Genomic DNA, 14,160 nt, shown 5'->3' with positions numbered 1-14,160 from the left:
GAGGAACTCCGAAGACATGAACATCGTGCCCGCCCGTATCCAGGAACAGATCAACCGCGTCGACCGCTCCCGGGCCATGGTGCTCGGCATCGTCGCCGGGTTGACCGTGCTGTGGTCGGTTTACCGGCTCGTCTGGCTGGTCTACTCCGCCACCGTGTTGGCCGGTGTCGGCTGGTCGCCCATCGCACTGGTCTTCCCGTTCGTCCTGTGGACCGCCATCGGCGTCACCGCGGCGATCGCCGCCCTGGCGTTCCTGAATCGCTACAAGCAACCCGAATGACGCCGGTCAGCGACGCGAGTATCTGGAGACGTGGTCGGTCATGGTCTTGAGCTGGTAGACCGAGACGTCGTGGGCCGTCTCGTCCTCGGCGAACACCGAGGACACCATCACGGTGTCATCGCGGTCGTAGAAGCCGATCTCGGCCAGGCCGCCGAAGAACTCGTCCCAGTTGATGTCGCCGTCACCGATCTTGAGGTGCTGGTGCACCCGCACCGGGTTGCCCGGTGGGTTGGTGATGTAGCGCAGGCCGTGGCTGCGGTGGTGGTCCATGGTGTCGGCCACGTGCACCAGGCGCAGCTTGTCACCGGCCGCGCGCATGATCTCGGTCATGTTGGCGCCCATGTGGTAGGTGTGGCAGGCGACGTAGACCATGCCGATGTTGGGGGAGTTGACCCCGCGGATGATGCGCACCGCTTCCAGCCCGTCTTCGACGAAATCGTCGGGGTGCGGGTCGATCCGGACGTCGAGGCCTTCGCGTTCGATGATCGGCAGCAGTTCTTCCAGGGACCGGAAGAATGCCCGCTCGGATTCCTCGGCTTTTTCCGGGCGTCCGGAGAATTCGGTGTTGATGACGTTGACGCCGAGGTCGATGGTGATTTGGATGACGCGTTTCCAGTTGCGCACGGCGGCCTCGCGGGCGTCGGGGTCGGGGCTGGACCAGCGCAGTACCGGGAGCACCGAGGCGATCCCGACGCCGGCGTCGGCGCAGGCCTTGCGGAACGTGGTGACCAGGTCGTCGTCGGCGCGCGGGTGGTTGAAGAACGGGATGAAATCCCGGTGCGGGGTCAGCTGCAGGTACTCATACCCCAACTCCGCGACCACCCGCGGCAACGCCAGCAGCTCGTAATCATGATGGAACGGAGTGGGATCCAGCGCGATCTTCACCGTCATGCTCCCTTGATGGACTCGCGGGCGACCATGCGGACGTCGACAGGCTCACCGCTGTTCAGCGACAGCACGCCCGCTTCGCAGACCGCGGCCGCGGCGTAACCGTCCCACGCCACCGGACCGTCGGTGTAGTCGCCGGTGGTCGCTCCAGCGTGCACGGCATCGACCCAGCGCTGGAATTCGGTGTCATAGGCCTGCCCGAACCGCTCCCGGAAGCCCGGGGTGATCTGCCCGCCCCACATACCGGCGGCCGTCTTGCGGACCAGGCCGACATCGAGACCGATGAACGCCGAACCCTTTTCGCCGACCAGCTCGGTGCGCACCTCGTAGGCCACCCCGGTCGTCACGAACAGTTCGACGTCGATGTGCTTTCCCGACGCGGTGCGCATGATGGCGATCTGCGGGTCGGCAAGTCCCTGGGGTGCACCGGGATTGGCCGACGGTTTCACGATCTGGATCGAGACGATCTCCTCCTCGAGGAGAAAGCGGGTGACGTCCACCTCGTGCACCAGTGAATCGCGGACCACCATCGCCGAATCGAAAGTCGGTGGAACCGCCGGATTGCGGTGCACGCAGTGCAGCACCAGCGGGCGACCGAACTCGCCGGCGTCCAGCAGGGACTTCAACTGCGCGTACTCATGATCGAAACGGCGCATGAAGCCGACCTGGATCAATCGCTTGCCCAGTTCGGCTTCGCGCTTGACCACCGCGAGTGAGGTCTCCGTATCGGTGGTCAGCGGCTTTTCGCACAGCACCGGCTTGCCGTGCTCCAGGCACGCCAACAGTTGTTTCTCGTGGCTGGGCCCCGGGCTGGCGATCACGAGCGCGTCGACCTCGGGATCGGCTATGGCGTCCAGGGGATCGCCGACGGCACGGCAGTCGGGGATGCCTGCGGCGATGGCCCCGGCCTTCTCGGCGAGGTAGTCGTTGACCACGACCACCCTGGCCCCGGAGATACGGGAGGTGATCCGCGCGACGTGGTCGGCGCCCATGATCCCTACGCCAAGGACGGCAATCTTGATATCGGACATGAGTTTTCGGCTCCTAGCGGAAACGGACGGAGGGAATGCCACACGAGCTCAGGTAGTTCTGAGTGCGCTTGGCGATGGGCAGGGGAGCGTCGACCTCGCAGGGGTACATGTCCTGCTCGACGATCGCGAAGACATCGATACCGAGCTTGTCGATCTCGGCGAGCAGCGGTGGCATCTCCGGAATGCCGAGGGGCGGTTCGGTCATGGCGCCGAGCTTGACGGCCTCGCCGAACGGCAGGTCCTCGGCCTCCACCTTGGCGCGCACCTCAGGGTCGACCTGCTTGAGGTGCAGGTAGCCGATGCGCTCCGGGGCTCGCCGGATGATGGCGATGTTGTCGCCGCCGCAGTAGCTGATGTGCCCGGTGTCCAGGCACAGGTTGACGAACTCGCCGTCGGTGCCGTCGAGGAAGCGGTAGACGTTCTCCTCGGTGTCCACGTGGCTGTCGGCATGCGGGTGGTATTGCGCACGCACGCCGTACTTCTCGAACATGGCCTTGCCCAGTTCGTTCATCCCGCGTGTCTTCTTGTGCCACTGCTCGGGGGTGAGGTTGCGGTCCTCGAGCACTGCTCCGGTGGCCGGGTCGCGCCACATCTCGGGAATGACGACGACGTGCTTACCGCCCACGGCAGCGGTCAATTTCGCGACATCCTCTACCTGGCTCCAGACCGAGTCCCAATTCTCGGCCGCCAGAGGTCCATCCCGATGCAGGTGCTCGAAGACCGTGCCGGCGGACAGCTTCAGGTTGCGCTGGGCCAGTTCGTCGGACAGCTCCTTCGGGTCGGTGGGCAGGTAGCCGAACGGGCCCAGCTCGATCCACTGGTAACCGGATTCGGCGACCTCGTCCAGGAACCGGGTGTACGGGGTCTGATTCGGGTCGTCGGGGAACCACACGCCCCAGGAGTCGGGTGCGGAGCCAACAAGAATCGTGCTCATCGGGGATAGTCCTTTCGGTGTTCAGACGGCGGTGCTGTGCTGTGCCTCGAAGCGCTCTTCGAGCTCTTCGAGGGTGGTGTCCTTGGTCTCGGGTACGTGGCGCAGAACGAAGAGGAACGAGGCGATGTTGACGAAGACGAACAGTCCGAAGGTGCCCGTCGACCCGAGCGCGGTATTCAGCAGCGGGAAGGCGAACGAAATGATGGCATTGGTGCACCACAGCACAAAAACTGCTATGCCCATGGCGAATCCGCGGATGCTCAGCGGGAAGATCTCCGACAGCAGCAGCCACACGACGGTGCCGATGAACATCTGGACGAACGCGACGAACAGCACCATGCAGGCCAGGATGACGTAGCTGCGGGTCATCGATCCGGGCAGCACGAAGGTGGCGGCGAGGGCGGCCTGCGACAACGCGACGCCGGCGAATCCGATGAGCAGCATGGTGCGCCGGCCCACGAACCCGAGCAGGATGATGCCGATGATGGTGGTGACCACCGAGGTGACGCCGACGGCGATGGTCGCCACCAGTGCCGCGCTGACGCCGAGTCCGCTCTGCTCGAGGATGGTCGGCGCGTAGTAGTTGACGGTGTTGATGCCGGTGGCCTGTTGCACGATCGCCAGACCGCAACCGATCAGTACCACCCGGCGGATCCACGGCACATCGCGGATCACCGAGAACGGGGTGGCGGTGCTCTTGAGCATGTGAGCGGTGTGCTCGGCGATCAGAGCGAACTCGTCGTCGGCTTCGGCGGTGCTGCGGCCACGCCGGAGCACCTCGCGCGCCTCGGCCATCCGACCCTTCAATCCGTACCAGCGGGGAGAGTCCGGTAGGACGAGCATCCCGAGGAACAGTGCGATGGCAGGCACCGCCGCGACGGCGAGCATGGTCCGCCAGACATGCGGGTCGTGGATGAGATGGTCGAGCAGAGCGTTGGTGGCGAACGCGAGCATCTGCCCCGTGACGATCATCAGTTCGTTGATGGTGACCATCCGGCCGCGCCGGTCGGCGGGCGCCATCTCGGCGAGGTAGAGCGGGCAGGTCACCGCGGCGGCGCCGACACCGAGGCCGAGAACGATCCGGGCGGCGACCATGATCTGGACGTTGGGTGCCAGCGCGCAGCCGAGGGCGCCGAGCAGGAACAGCCCTGCGCAGACCAACAGCATGCGCTTGCGCCCGATCCGGTCGGCGACCCGCCCGCCGAACAGCGCGCCGAACGCCGCACCCGGGAACAGCAGAGAGCTCACCACGGTGGCCTCGTCGAAGGCGGAGAGTGCCAGATCGTCCTTCATGTAGAGCAGCGCGCCGGAGATGACGCCGGTGTCGTAGCCGAACAGCAGACCACCGAGCGTCGCGATGACGGTGAGCTTGGTCAGGAATCGTCGTGAGCCCGGTGTTGTCAACGTCATCGGTGCACCCTGTCTGTCTCGCCGAGAGCGACGGACACGTCGCCACTCCTTTGATCTAACGCGCGTTAGTAACGCGCGTTAGAGCTACTATGGGTGCATCGATGGGGATGTGTCAACCATCACGTCATCCGGGAGGTGAGATGCCCCAGGCGCCACGCCATGCCACGTCGTCGCGCCGCCCGACGATGGCCGAGGTCGCCGCGCGCGCCGGTGTCTCCCGGACTCTGGTGTCGTTCATCCTCGACGGCAAACCGGGCGCCAGCGAGGAGACCCGGCGACGCGTGCTCGCCATCGCCGAGGAGATCGGTTACCGGCCCGATTCGGCGGCCCGCGGCCTCGCCCTCGGGCGAAGTCGCACGCTCGGTGTGTTGACCGATGTCCGTCAGCTGTTTCAGGCCGAGTTGGTGACCGGTATCTACCCGGCCGCCGAAGAGTTGGGCTATGAGGTGCTGCTGACGACGAACCTGTCCGACCGCCCCGAATCGGTACCGGTGAATGCGCTGCTGAGTCACCGGTGCGGCAGCCTGGTGCTGCTGGCGCCCACGTCCGGAGTCGACTATCTGACCACCCTGGCGTCCGAGGTGCCCGTCGTCGTGGTGGGTCCCCGGCTTCCCGCCGAAGCGTTGCGCGACGGGCTGAATCTGGCCTCAGTGCGCACCGATGACGCCCAGGGGACGGGGGAAGCGGTCGACTATCTGGTCGCCTTGGGGCACAAGGACATTGTGCATGTCGACGGCGGCGAGGACTCGGGCTCGCCTGAGCGTCGCCGCGGTTACCGTGCCGCCATGCAGGCGCACGGTCTCGGTGACCGAATCGACGTCATCGCCGGCGCGCACACCGAGGAGGGTGGCGGCACCGCCGCGCGGGAACTGCTCGCCCGCCCGGACCTGCCGACCGCCGTGCTGGCCAGTAACGACCGTAGTGCACTGGGCCTGCTCGACGTCCTGACCCGCGCCGGCGTCGACATCCCCGGGGATCTCTCGCTGGTGGGATTCGATGACAGCCGGCTCTCGGACTATCCGCGGATCGACCTGACCACGGTGCATCAGGATGCCCCCGGCTTGGCCCGGCACGCGGTGCGGCTGGCGGTCGAGCTGCTGGAGCAGCGCTGCAGTGGGCCCAAAGAGATTGTGCTGGAAGCCGAACTCGTCGTCCGCGGTACCAGCGGCGTGCCGCCCTCACGAGCCCGGCGGTAGTGTCCCTGCCATGGTGAACTTCGCGCTGCGGTCCTGTGGCCTGCGCGGGCACGCGACGTTCGCGCCCGATGAGCCCGAATTGCGGGAACGGCTTCGGGTGGACACCCCGGTGGGTGAGGCCTGGCGATGCCTGCGCTGCGAGACGTTCGTGGTCGGCCCGCCGCGTGGGCATGGTCCCGCCGACACCGCACCCGAGGTGCCGCGTGGCCGCCTGCTCCGGGACCGGACATTGATGCGGATCCTGGCCGCCGAACGGGTGATCCGCGCGCTGCTGCTGCTCCTGGCCGCCGGCGGGGTGCTCAAGGTTCGCGGTGAACGGGAGCACCTGAAGCAGGCCTTCGAGGACGAGCTTCCGTTGTTGCGCCCCTTGGCCGATCAGATCGGCTGGAATCTGGACGATTCCAAGATCATCCGTCATATCGGTGACGCCTTCTCCCTGTCGTCGACCACGTTGTTGTGGATCGCGATCGGGTTGGCCGCCTACGCCGGCACCCAACTGGTCGAGGCGACCGGTCTGTGGTTGATGAAGCGCTGGGGGGAGTATTTCGCGGTCGTGGCGACCAGTGCTTTCCTGCCACTGGAGATCTACGAACTGACCGAGAAGGTGACCGTGCTGCGGGTGGCGGCGGTGGTCATCAACGTGATCGCAGTGGTGTGGCTGCTGTGGAGCAAGCGGCTGTTCGGCCTCAACGGCGGGGCCGCGGCGTACTGGGCCGAGCACCACACCGAGAGTCTGATGAGCGTGGAGCGGGCCGGCCTGGAAGGCGCGACGCGGTAGCGCGGTGCGGCGGCCGGCTCAGCCCAACCGCCCCCGCGCATACTGCCGCACAGCCTCTTTCGCGATCTTGCCGTTGCTGGTCAGCGGCAGGGACTCGACGAACAGGACATGTCGGGGGCGTTTGAATCCGGCGAGGCTGCCGCGCACCAGCTCGACGAGATCCGCGGCGCTGACCGCGCTGCCGGACCGGGCCACGACCACCGCACAGATCGCCTCGCCCCAATAGGCATCGGGTACGCCGACCACCGCAACCTGCTCCACGTCCGGATGCCGCGACAGCACGTCCTCGACCTCCCGGGAGGACACGTTCTCCCCACCGGTGATGATCACATCCTTGAGGCGATCGGATACCACCAGGCGACCATTCTGATCGAACTGGCCGATATCCCCGGTGTGCAACCAGCCGTCGACCGTGGCCGGCAGATCCGGCCAGTAGCCTGTGGCGACCTGTTCGCCGCGCACCAGGATCTCGCCGATCGGCCCGGGGCCGGCGATGCGTATCTGCACCCCGGAGTGCGGATGGCCGGCGGTCGCCAGAATCGCCGGGTCACCGGACCGGTGTTCTTCGGGTCCGAGAAAGGTGATGTTGCCGCCGGTTTCGGTCATCCCGTAACCCTGATGAAATCCCACCCCGAGGTGGGTGACGGCCCGGTCCAACAGGTCGGCCGGGATCGCGGCCGAACCATAGGCGATATCGCGCAGGGTGGGCAGCTCGGTCCCGGTGTCCTCGAGATGGGCCAGCAGGGCGTGCAGCATCGTCGGGGCGAGCGAGCAGGACGTCACGCCGTGGGTGTTGACCGCATCGGTGAAGGCGTCCGGCCGAAACGCCGGTACCGGAAGCACTGTCGAGCCGGCCGCATGGTGCACCAGCATGTTGTAACCGGCGATGTGACACATGGGGAACGGCAGCAGGTAGACCCCGCCGGCGCGGACCGACCGACCGGCGATGGTCCCGCGTACGGCGGCCAGCAGTGAACGGTGGGTATGTATGACACCCTTGGGTTTTCCGGTTGAGCCGCTGGTGAACAGCAGCCAGGCGGGATCATCCGGCGCGACCACCGCGGTGGCCGGCGGATCCGGAAGATCGTGGCACCGCATGCTGTCGAACGGCACCAACCGGTATCCGCTACCGGCCAGCGGTGCCAGGTAGCCGGGATCGCCGAGCACAAGGGCCGGCTGGACCGACGCCAGCTGGTCGAGTTGTTCGGTGCTGTTGAGCCGTTGGTTGATCAGCACCAGCACGCGACCGCTGCGCGGGACCGCGTAGTACACCCTGGCATAGTCGGCACCGTTGTCGGCGATGACGGCCATCCGGTCACCGGGGCTGCTGTGGGCCGCCACCCATGCTGCGGTGCGGCGGATCTGGGTGTCGAACTGCGCGAAGCTGATCGAGGTCCCGTCGGGGCCGATGAGGGCCGGCCGGTCGGGTGCCTCGGCGGCGACCGCGGTGATCAGTTCGTGCAGGAGCGCGGTCACAGGTCATCGATGCTGATGATGCCGTCCTGAACGGGGCGGGCCACCAACGCGGCCTTGGTCGGCGCGGGCCTGCCCGCCGCGACGTACTTGACCCCGACCCGCTGGAGGTGGGTGCGGACGGTGGCCGGGGCGATGTTGAGTCGACCGGCGACCAGATCGTTGCTCTCGAATGTGGTGTCCATGCTGGGCTGCATTCTGACCGAGCCGGAGCCCGGGCGCAGGGGCAATCGGGCTGCGGTCAGTCGCTGTCGGGCAGCAGCAGCGACAGCATGGTGTCGAGGCGGTCCGCCATGGCGTGATAGCTCATGACGCGGGTCTGCACCTGCAGCAGCGCGCCCCAGAAGAGCGTCTCGCAGGTGTCCATGACCTCCGGCCACGCGCCCATCCCCAGGGCCGCGGCCGTGCGCCGGCGTACTTCGGCGGCGACACGGGTGCGAATCGCTGCCACCGCGTCGTCGTCATCACGCAACAATGCGCGGGCACAGGCCGAGGCCAGCAGAGGTTCCTCGGCCAGCACCAAGGTGAGCGCGCGCAGCTGCGTGCCGACCCGAGTCCGGACGTCGGCGTCGGGATCGACGATCAGCGGCAGCTCGTACACCCGGGCCAGATACAGCTGGGCGAACATCGCGTCGACCGACGGGAAATGTGCGGACACCGCCGACGGCGCGATGCGGGCGCGGGTGGCCAGCTCGCCGAGTGACAGCTCGGCGCGCGCATCGAGGATCGCGGCGGCGGCGCCGAACACCTGCTGGTGTGTCTGCTTGAGCCGAACGACCGGATCGTGCACGCGATCCTGCAGGAAGGTGACATCAGCCACCGCTGGGCTGGACATGTGTCCAGGATATAGGCGCACCGTCTGATTGGCAATCGCTCGCCAGAAAGACGTCTCTACGTGCTTGTTTTTGTACGGTCTCCGGCTTTTTCGGCTGTGCTGCGCTGTGCCGCGGGTGACGTCCAGCTAGGATTTCCGGACAAGTGTCCAGTAGTGTTCGGGCGACGCTGAAGGGGATGTCATGAGCTACGTGATCACGCAGAACTGCTGCAAGGACGCCAGTTGCATACCGGTCTGCCCGGTCGACTGCATCCGTCCCGTCGAGGGCGATGACACGGACATGCTCTACATCGACCCGGACTCGTGTATCGACTGCGGGGCATGCTTCGACGAGTGCCCGGTCGATGCCATCCACTACGAAGACGACCTGCCGCCCGGGCAGGAGCGCTTCCGGGAGATCAACGCCGCGTACTTCGAGCGGTATCCGCTGCAACCCGATACCGCGCCGCTGCGGCCCTCCCGGCCCGCCGTCCCGAGCGGCGCTCTGCGGGTCGCGATCGTGGGTGCCGGACCGGCCGCCTGCTACGCCGCGGCCGAGTTGATCGCCATCGACGGTGTCGAGGTCAACCTCTTCGAACGACTGCCGACACCGTTCGGTCTGATCCGGGCGGGGGTGGCTCCCGATCACCAGCACACCAAGTCGGTGGTGAACATCTTCGAACGGGTCTTCACCAATCGGCGTTTCGGTTGTCATCTCGGTGTCGAGATCGGCCGTGACCTCACCCATGAGGATCTACTGGCGCATCACCACGCCGTCATCTATGCGGTCGGCGCCGCGACCAGTCGGGCGCTCGGCATCCCCGGTGAGGACCTTCCCGGCAGCCACCCGGCCGCCGATTTCGTGGGTTGGTACAACGGTCATCCCGATCACGCCGGCCGGGCCTTCGATCTCGACACCGAACGTGCCGTGATCGTCGGCAACGGCAATGTCGCGTTGGACGTCGCACGCGTGCTGCTGATGGACCGGGACGCGTTGGCCGCGACGGATATCGCCGAGCACGCCCTGGAAGCCTTGCGTACCAGCGCGATCCGGGAAGTGGTGATTCTGGGGCGGCGTGGAATCGCCGACGCCGCCTTCTCGGTGGGGGAGTTCCTCGCGCTCGGGCACCTCGACGGGGTCGATATCGTCATCGACGGCGACCTCTCCGATCCGGCCGACGGCGAGCGAAGCGACGGAGAGAGATTCGGCGCGGCGCTGAAGGTCGACATCGCCCGCGAATACGCGGGTCGGGCGCAGACACCTGGGAACAAGCGAATCGTGTTCCGCTTCAACGCGACTCCGCAGGAGATCATCGGTAGCGGCGTGGCGCAGGAGTTGCGGGTCGCCCGTGGCGGAACCACCGAGACCCTGGCGACCGGATTGATCCTGCGGTCCATCGGCTATCGCGGGCTCGCGGTCGACGGGCTCCCGTTCGACGAGGCCGCCGGGGTGGTGCTCAACGAGGACGGCCGGGTGTCCGGTGTGCGGGGAAGTTATGTCACCGGCTGGATCAAACGCGGTCCGCGGGGCGTCATCGGGACCAACCGGACCTGCGCCGTGCAAACCGTCGACGCGCTCTGGCAGGACCACCTCGACGGTGCGTTGCAGCGCGATGTGGCCGAGCCCGTGACGTTGCGAAAGCTGCTGGAGGAACGCGGGATCCGGCCTCTGGACTGGTCGGGATGGCGGGCGATCGACGGTGCCGAACGGGACCGCGGCGCCGTGGCATCACGTCCCCGGGTGAAGTTCATCGCCATCGAGGACCTGCATGCCGCGGCACTGGCCGACAGCTGATCAGCGCCTCGTGAGCTCGGCGTAGCGCGCCAGATGGTGGTCGGTGGAGCCGAACTCGTACTGCACTGCGGTGAGCCGCTTGAAGTAGTGGCCGATGGCGAGTTCTTCGGTCATGCCCATCCCGCCGTGTAACTGCACCGCGTTCTGGCCGATGAACCGGGCGGCGCGACCGATGGTGGCCTTGGCCGACGATACCGCCCGGGCCCGCTGGTCGGCGTCGGCCGTCAGATTGAGCACGGCCAGGTACACCGCCGCCACCGACTGCTCGAGCTCCATGTGCATGTCGACCATGCGGTGCTGCAGGGCCTGGAAACTGCCGATCGCGGTCCCGAACTGCTGACGCTGCTTGCTGTATTCGACGGTGTCGGCCAGCACCTTGCGCATATTGCCCACCGCTTCGGCGCATACCGCGGCCGCGCCCTCGTCACGGGCCTGGGCCAATGACGGCCAGGCGGCCCCGTCCTCGCCCAGCAGAGTCGCCGAAACCCCGTCGAACTCGATATCGGCCGCCCAGCGGTCATCGACAGTGCGGTACCCGTGCACGGTGAGACCGGCCGGCGGGTCGGCCACGTCGACCAGGAACAGTGACAGTCCCGCCGTCGTCGTGGCGGTCACCAGCAGGTGTGTCGCCAGCCGTGCACCCATCACCATGATCTTTGCGCCGTCGAGCACCCAGCCGTCGCCGTCAGGGCGGGCCGTGGTGGCTGCGTCCTGCCAACGTTCCCCGGACTGTGCCTCGGTGGCGGCCAGCGAGATGACAGCCTCACCCGCGACGAGTTGCTCCAGCAGCTCGTTCGCCCTGGACATATTCCCCGTCGCTTCGCTCGCCCCGGGTACATTCCCCGTCGCTTCGCTCGCCCGGGCCCGCAGCAACAGGCCGCCCGCCACCACCACGGTGTCCACATACGGTTCGACGACCAGTGCCTGCCCCAGCGCCTCGGCGATCACCATGACCTCGACCGGGCCGCCGCCGATACCGCCGACCTCCTCGGGCAGCGCGGCGCCGAGGATGCCGAGTTCGTCGGCGAACGCGCGCCAGATCTCGGGTTGCCAACCGGCTCCGATCTTGGCCGCGGCACGGCTGGACTCCAGCTGGTAACGGGTCGACAGGAATTTGGTGAGGCCGTCGCGCAGGAGTTCCTGTTCATCGGTCAGTGTGAAGTCCATTTACAGTCCCAACTCTGCCTTGGCGAGGATATTGCGCTGAATCTCGTTGCTGCCGGCATAGATTGAGCCGGCCCGGTCGTTGAAGTAACGCAGCGGGGCGACCGCCTGCCACGGCTCGCCGGTGAGGTAGCCGTCCTCGGGCACGAGGAAGTCGGCGATGGGTCCGCCCGGGCAGGTTCCGTGCGGCTGGTAGGCCCGGCCGCGCGGCCCGGCCGCCTCCATGGCGAGTTCGGTGAGCACCTGGCTCAGTTCGGTGGAGATGATCTTGAGCATCGAAGAGGCTGCACCGGGATGGCCGCCACCGGCCAGCGCCGCCAGGACCCGGTACTCCAGGATCTCGAGCACCTCGGTGCGGATCCGGGCATCGGCGAGCTTGCGGGAGAAAGACGGGTCGTCGATCAGCGAGCCCCCGGCCGGCCCGGGCTGGGTGGCCGCTGCCTCGGCCACCTGTTCGGCCATCACCTGCAGCGCCGGTGCGGTGGCACCGCCGCCGCGCTCGAACTCCAGCAGATACTTCGCGACGGTCCAGCCGTCGTCGATCTGTCCGATGACGTTCGCTTTCGGAACCCGGACCTCATCGAAGAAGACCTGACTCTGCACCTCCTCGCCGGAGGTCATCACCAGCGGCCGGATCTCGATCCCCGGGGTGGTCATGTCGATCAGCACGAACGTGATGCCCTGCTGCTTCTTGCCGGTGCGTGACGTGCGCACCAGGGCGAACATCCAGTTGGCCTCGGTGGCGTGCGTGGTCCAGATCTTGCTGCCGGTGCAGACCAGGTCGTCGCCGTCGTGCACGGCGGCCATCGTCAGTGCGGCGAGATCGGAGCCGGCCTCGGGTTCGGAATAGCCCTGGCAGAAGAACACCTCGCCGGTGAGGATGCGCGGCAGGAAGAAGTTCTTCTGTTCGTCGGTGCCGAACTTGACGATGGCGTGGGCCACCATGCGGATCCCCATCGGGGACAACGACGGCGCACCGGCGAGCTGGGATTCCCGGCTGAAGATGTAGTGCTGGGTCAGCGTCCAGTCGCACCCGCCGTGCTCAACCGGCCAGGCGGGAGCGGCCCAGCCACGTTCGTGCAGGATCCGCTGCCACTCCATGCTGGCCTCGTGATCGCTGTAAACGCTGGTCATCAGGCGGCCGGCCCGCCGTAGTTCGGGTGTGAGCCGGGCCGCGAGGAACTCGCGCACCTCGTCCCGGAAGGCGGCATCCGCCTCCGACCAACTCAGGTCCATATCTCCGTAACCTTCCCTCGGCTATCTAACTACGTAATATAACTGGAGCCTTCGCCCCGGCGGTACCGAAGGGTTTGATCGGGTCGACAGGGTTGCGGACACGTGGTCGGCGCACGATTCTGCACAGCTGTTCCGACGGGTTGGGTGCTATCTTCATCTGGTTGCCGCGGTCCATGCTGGCAAACCCCCTCGATCCCTCGCGTGGACCGCGGCTCCTCTTTGCGAAAGTGTGCTGGCGCGGGGCTGTGTGCGTCTCGGTTGATTCCTTCCACAAGTGTCAATACTGTGGGGAGCCCCGACTTCCGGGTCTGCCTGAACGCATCGCCTCTGTTGCTCACAGCCACACTGCGTACGCGGCGGTTCAAGATTGAGCAACGGTGAGGTCACTAACGAGCCATGTGGGACGACGAGGTCGAAATCATTTCGGTAGGCGCGGGTCCGGGGGGCCTGGCCTACGTGGCGGCCGCCGCCGACGCCGGGCTGGATGTCCTGATCGCGGCGCCGCCGCGCCGCACGGACGTCCACGCCGGTGACGCCGCGCGCGGCTGGCTGCCCGCCGTCAGCGATCCTCTCACCGACGAGTACCTGGCAGAACTGGTCGCCGGGGCGACTGCGCCGACCGCTGCCGCCGCTCCCGACCTGCCGGTGCGCATGCTGTACAGCCCGCCCGCGCAGCGCACGCGAAAAGCCGTCGTGGAGACCTTCGTCGGTCCACGCCTGTCCGTCTGGGCCGGCGCCTGCCTGGCGTCCTCGTTCGGCGCGGTGCTCACGACGGTGGACCACTGGCCGGCCACCATGCGCACAGCCGAGGGTCTCTCGGTGGGAGTCGCCCCGATCGGCGCGGCGGACGGCCGCGAACTGGACGATTGGCTGGCCGAGGCGGTGCACGAGCGGGAGATCTCCACCCTCGAAGACGCCACGTTGCAGCGCCTGGTGTTCGAGGACGGCCGGGTGATCGGCGTGGTCTTCGACACGCCCGACGGCGAGTATGCGGTGCAGGCCCGGCACGGCGTGGCGTTGACGCCGACCGAGCCGCCACCCACCGCGTCGGTCCCCGCCGGCGGCGATATCGCGCTGGTCGGGCTGGCGGGGAGCCGATTCGTGCGGCTTGAGTTGGTGCACACCGGGGATGCCCCGGACTGAGGCCGCGGCCGGCGTCGA

13 protein-coding genes and 1 pseudogene are annotated in these 14,160 nt (G+C 67.2%); 5 read left to right on the top strand and 9 right to left on the bottom strand.

The annotated features are described in order from the left end of the window. Nucleotides 1–16: 16 nt before the first annotated feature. The gene (locus H7J86_RS06155; protein ID WP_090355107.1) at nt 17–280 is read left to right on the top strand and encodes a hypothetical protein; all 264 of its coding nucleotides are present in this window, start codon (nt 17–19) and stop codon (nt 278–280) included. 6 nt (nt 281–286) lie between these two features. Here H7J86_RS06155 and H7J86_RS06150 read toward each other — a convergent pair whose 3' ends face one another. The 4 genes and pseudogenes from H7J86_RS06150 to H7J86_RS06135 form a co-directional block, all read right to left on the bottom strand. Further along, nucleotides 287–1,165, bottom strand: a complete 879-nt coding sequence (locus H7J86_RS06150; RefSeq protein WP_267290611.1) for a sugar phosphate isomerase/epimerase family protein — start codon at nt 1,163–1,165, stop codon at nt 287–289. 2 nt (nt 1,166–1,167) lie between these two features. Beyond that, a complete protein-coding gene (locus H7J86_RS06145; RefSeq protein ID WP_267289918.1) occupies nt 1,168–2,199 on the bottom strand; it encodes a Gfo/Idh/MocA family protein in 1,032 nt (343 codons plus the stop codon). Between the two features lie 13 nt (nt 2,200–2,212). Continuing rightward, nucleotides 2,213–3,133: a sugar phosphate isomerase/epimerase family protein gene (locus tag H7J86_RS06140; RefSeq protein ID WP_267289916.1), complete on the bottom strand. Its 921-nt coding sequence runs from the start codon at nt 3,131–3,133 to the stop codon at nt 2,213–2,215. Nucleotides 3,134–3,154: 21 nt separating this feature from the next. Continuing rightward, nucleotides 3,155–4,585, bottom strand: a pseudogene (locus H7J86_RS06135) (sugar porter family MFS transporter); the annotation flags it as partial. Between the two features lie 98 nt (nt 4,586–4,683). On the opposite strand from H7J86_RS06135, the gene H7J86_RS06130 reads away from it, so the two are divergent. Together H7J86_RS06130 and H7J86_RS06125 are read left to right on the top strand one after the other, a co-directional pair. After that, entirely contained in the window at nt 4,684–5,739 is a 1,056-nt protein-coding gene (locus tag H7J86_RS06130; RefSeq protein ID WP_267289912.1) for a LacI family DNA-binding transcriptional regulator, read from the top strand. Between the two features lie 10 nt (nt 5,740–5,749). Beyond that, nucleotides 5,750–6,517, top strand: coding sequence for a DUF2127 domain-containing protein (locus H7J86_RS06125; RefSeq protein WP_090364787.1), 768 nt, complete (start codon nt 5,750–5,752; stop codon nt 6,515–6,517). 18 nt (nt 6,518–6,535) lie between these two features. On the opposite strand, the gene H7J86_RS06120 is transcribed toward H7J86_RS06125, so the two are convergent. The 3 genes from H7J86_RS06120 to H7J86_RS06110 are packed head-to-tail and all read right to left on the bottom strand — an operon-like array spanning nt 6,536 to nt 8,825. Then, complete coding sequence (locus H7J86_RS06120; protein ID WP_267289910.1) at nt 6,536–7,993, bottom strand: AMP-binding protein; 1,458 nt, start codon at nt 7,991–7,993, stop codon at nt 6,536–6,538. Beyond that, nucleotides 7,990–8,175 carry a MalT transcriptional regulator family protein gene (locus H7J86_RS06115; RefSeq protein ID WP_090364850.1) on the bottom strand — a complete coding sequence of 62 codons (186 nt, stop codon included), beginning with the start codon at nt 8,173–8,175 and terminating at the stop codon, nt 7,990–7,992. The genes H7J86_RS06120 and H7J86_RS06115 overlap by 4 nt, the downstream gene beginning before the upstream one ends. A 56-nt stretch (nt 8,176–8,231) precedes the next feature. Next, a complete protein-coding gene (locus H7J86_RS06110; RefSeq protein WP_170847524.1) occupies nt 8,232–8,825 on the bottom strand; it encodes a TetR family transcriptional regulator in 594 nt (197 codons plus the stop codon). A 181-nt stretch (nt 8,826–9,006) separates the two neighbouring features. Between H7J86_RS06110 and H7J86_RS06105 the strand changes: the two genes are divergently transcribed. Then, on the top strand, nt 9,007–10,599 hold the full coding sequence (locus tag H7J86_RS06105; protein ID WP_267289908.1) for an FAD-dependent oxidoreductase: 1,593 nt from the start codon (nt 9,007–9,009) through the stop codon (nt 10,597–10,599). On the opposite strand, the gene H7J86_RS06100 is transcribed toward H7J86_RS06105, so the two are convergent. Further along, nucleotides 10,600–11,766 (bottom strand): acyl-CoA dehydrogenase family protein, encoded by a 1,167-nt coding sequence (locus H7J86_RS06100; protein ID WP_267289906.1) that lies wholly within the window; start codon nt 11,764–11,766, stop codon nt 10,600–10,602. After that, nucleotides 11,767–12,999, bottom strand: coding sequence for an acyl-CoA dehydrogenase family protein (locus H7J86_RS06095; protein ID WP_267289904.1), 1,233 nt, complete (start codon nt 12,997–12,999; stop codon nt 11,767–11,769). Between the two features lie 396 nt (nt 13,000–13,395). Here H7J86_RS06095 and H7J86_RS06090 point away from each other — a divergent pair, with 396 nt between their 5' ends. Beyond that, on the top strand, nt 13,396–14,142 hold the full coding sequence (locus H7J86_RS06090; RefSeq protein WP_267289902.1) for an FAD-binding protein: 747 nt from the start codon (nt 13,396–13,398) through the stop codon (nt 14,140–14,142). Nucleotides 14,143–14,160: the final 18 nt, after the last annotated feature.

This window comes from Mycobacterium hackensackense, from assembly GCF_025822555.1.
GTDB classification, from domain to species: Bacteria; Actinomycetota; Actinomycetes; order Mycobacteriales; family Mycobacteriaceae; genus Mycobacterium; species Mycobacterium fluoranthenivorans.
The sequence above is the reverse complement of the archived record's forward strand: the minus strand, read 5'-3'. Positions and strand labels throughout refer to the sequence as shown.

Excerpts from the sequence above, each read along its gene's own strand:
- H7J86_RS06145 (WP_267289918.1), bottom strand. The coding sequence starts at position 2,199 with ATGTCCGATATCAAGATTGCCGTCCTTGGCGTAGGGATCATGGGCGCC.
- H7J86_RS06140 (WP_267289916.1), bottom strand. The coding sequence starts at position 3,133 with ATGAGCACGATTCTTGTTGGCTCCGCACCCGACTCCTGGGGCGTGTGG.
- H7J86_RS06090 (WP_267289902.1), top strand. The coding sequence starts at position 13,396 with ATGTGGGACGACGAGGTCGAAATCATTTCGGTAGGCGCGGGTCCGGGG.
- H7J86_RS06105 (WP_267289908.1), top strand. The coding sequence starts at position 9,007 with ATGAGCTACGTGATCACGCAGAACTGCTGCAAGGACGCCAGTTGCATA.
- H7J86_RS06100 (WP_267289906.1), bottom strand. The coding sequence starts at position 11,766 with ATGGACTTCACACTGACCGATGAACAGGAACTCCTGCGCGACGGCCTC.
- H7J86_RS06125 (WP_090364787.1), top strand. The coding sequence starts at position 5,750 with ATGGTGAACTTCGCGCTGCGGTCCTGTGGCCTGCGCGGGCACGCGACG.
- H7J86_RS06155 (WP_090355107.1), top strand. The coding sequence starts at position 17 with ATGAACATCGTGCCCGCCCGTATCCAGGAACAGATCAACCGCGTCGAC.
- H7J86_RS06095 (WP_267289904.1), bottom strand. The coding sequence starts at position 12,999 with ATGGACCTGAGTTGGTCGGAGGCGGATGCCGCCTTCCGGGACGAGGTG.
- H7J86_RS06110 (WP_170847524.1), bottom strand. The coding sequence starts at position 8,825 with ATGTCCAGCCCAGCGGTGGCTGATGTCACCTTCCTGCAGGATCGCGTG.
- H7J86_RS06130 (WP_267289912.1), top strand. The coding sequence starts at position 4,684 with ATGCCCCAGGCGCCACGCCATGCCACGTCGTCGCGCCGCCCGACGATG.
- H7J86_RS06115 (WP_090364850.1), bottom strand. The coding sequence starts at position 8,175 with ATGGACACCACATTCGAGAGCAACGATCTGGTCGCCGGTCGACTCAAC.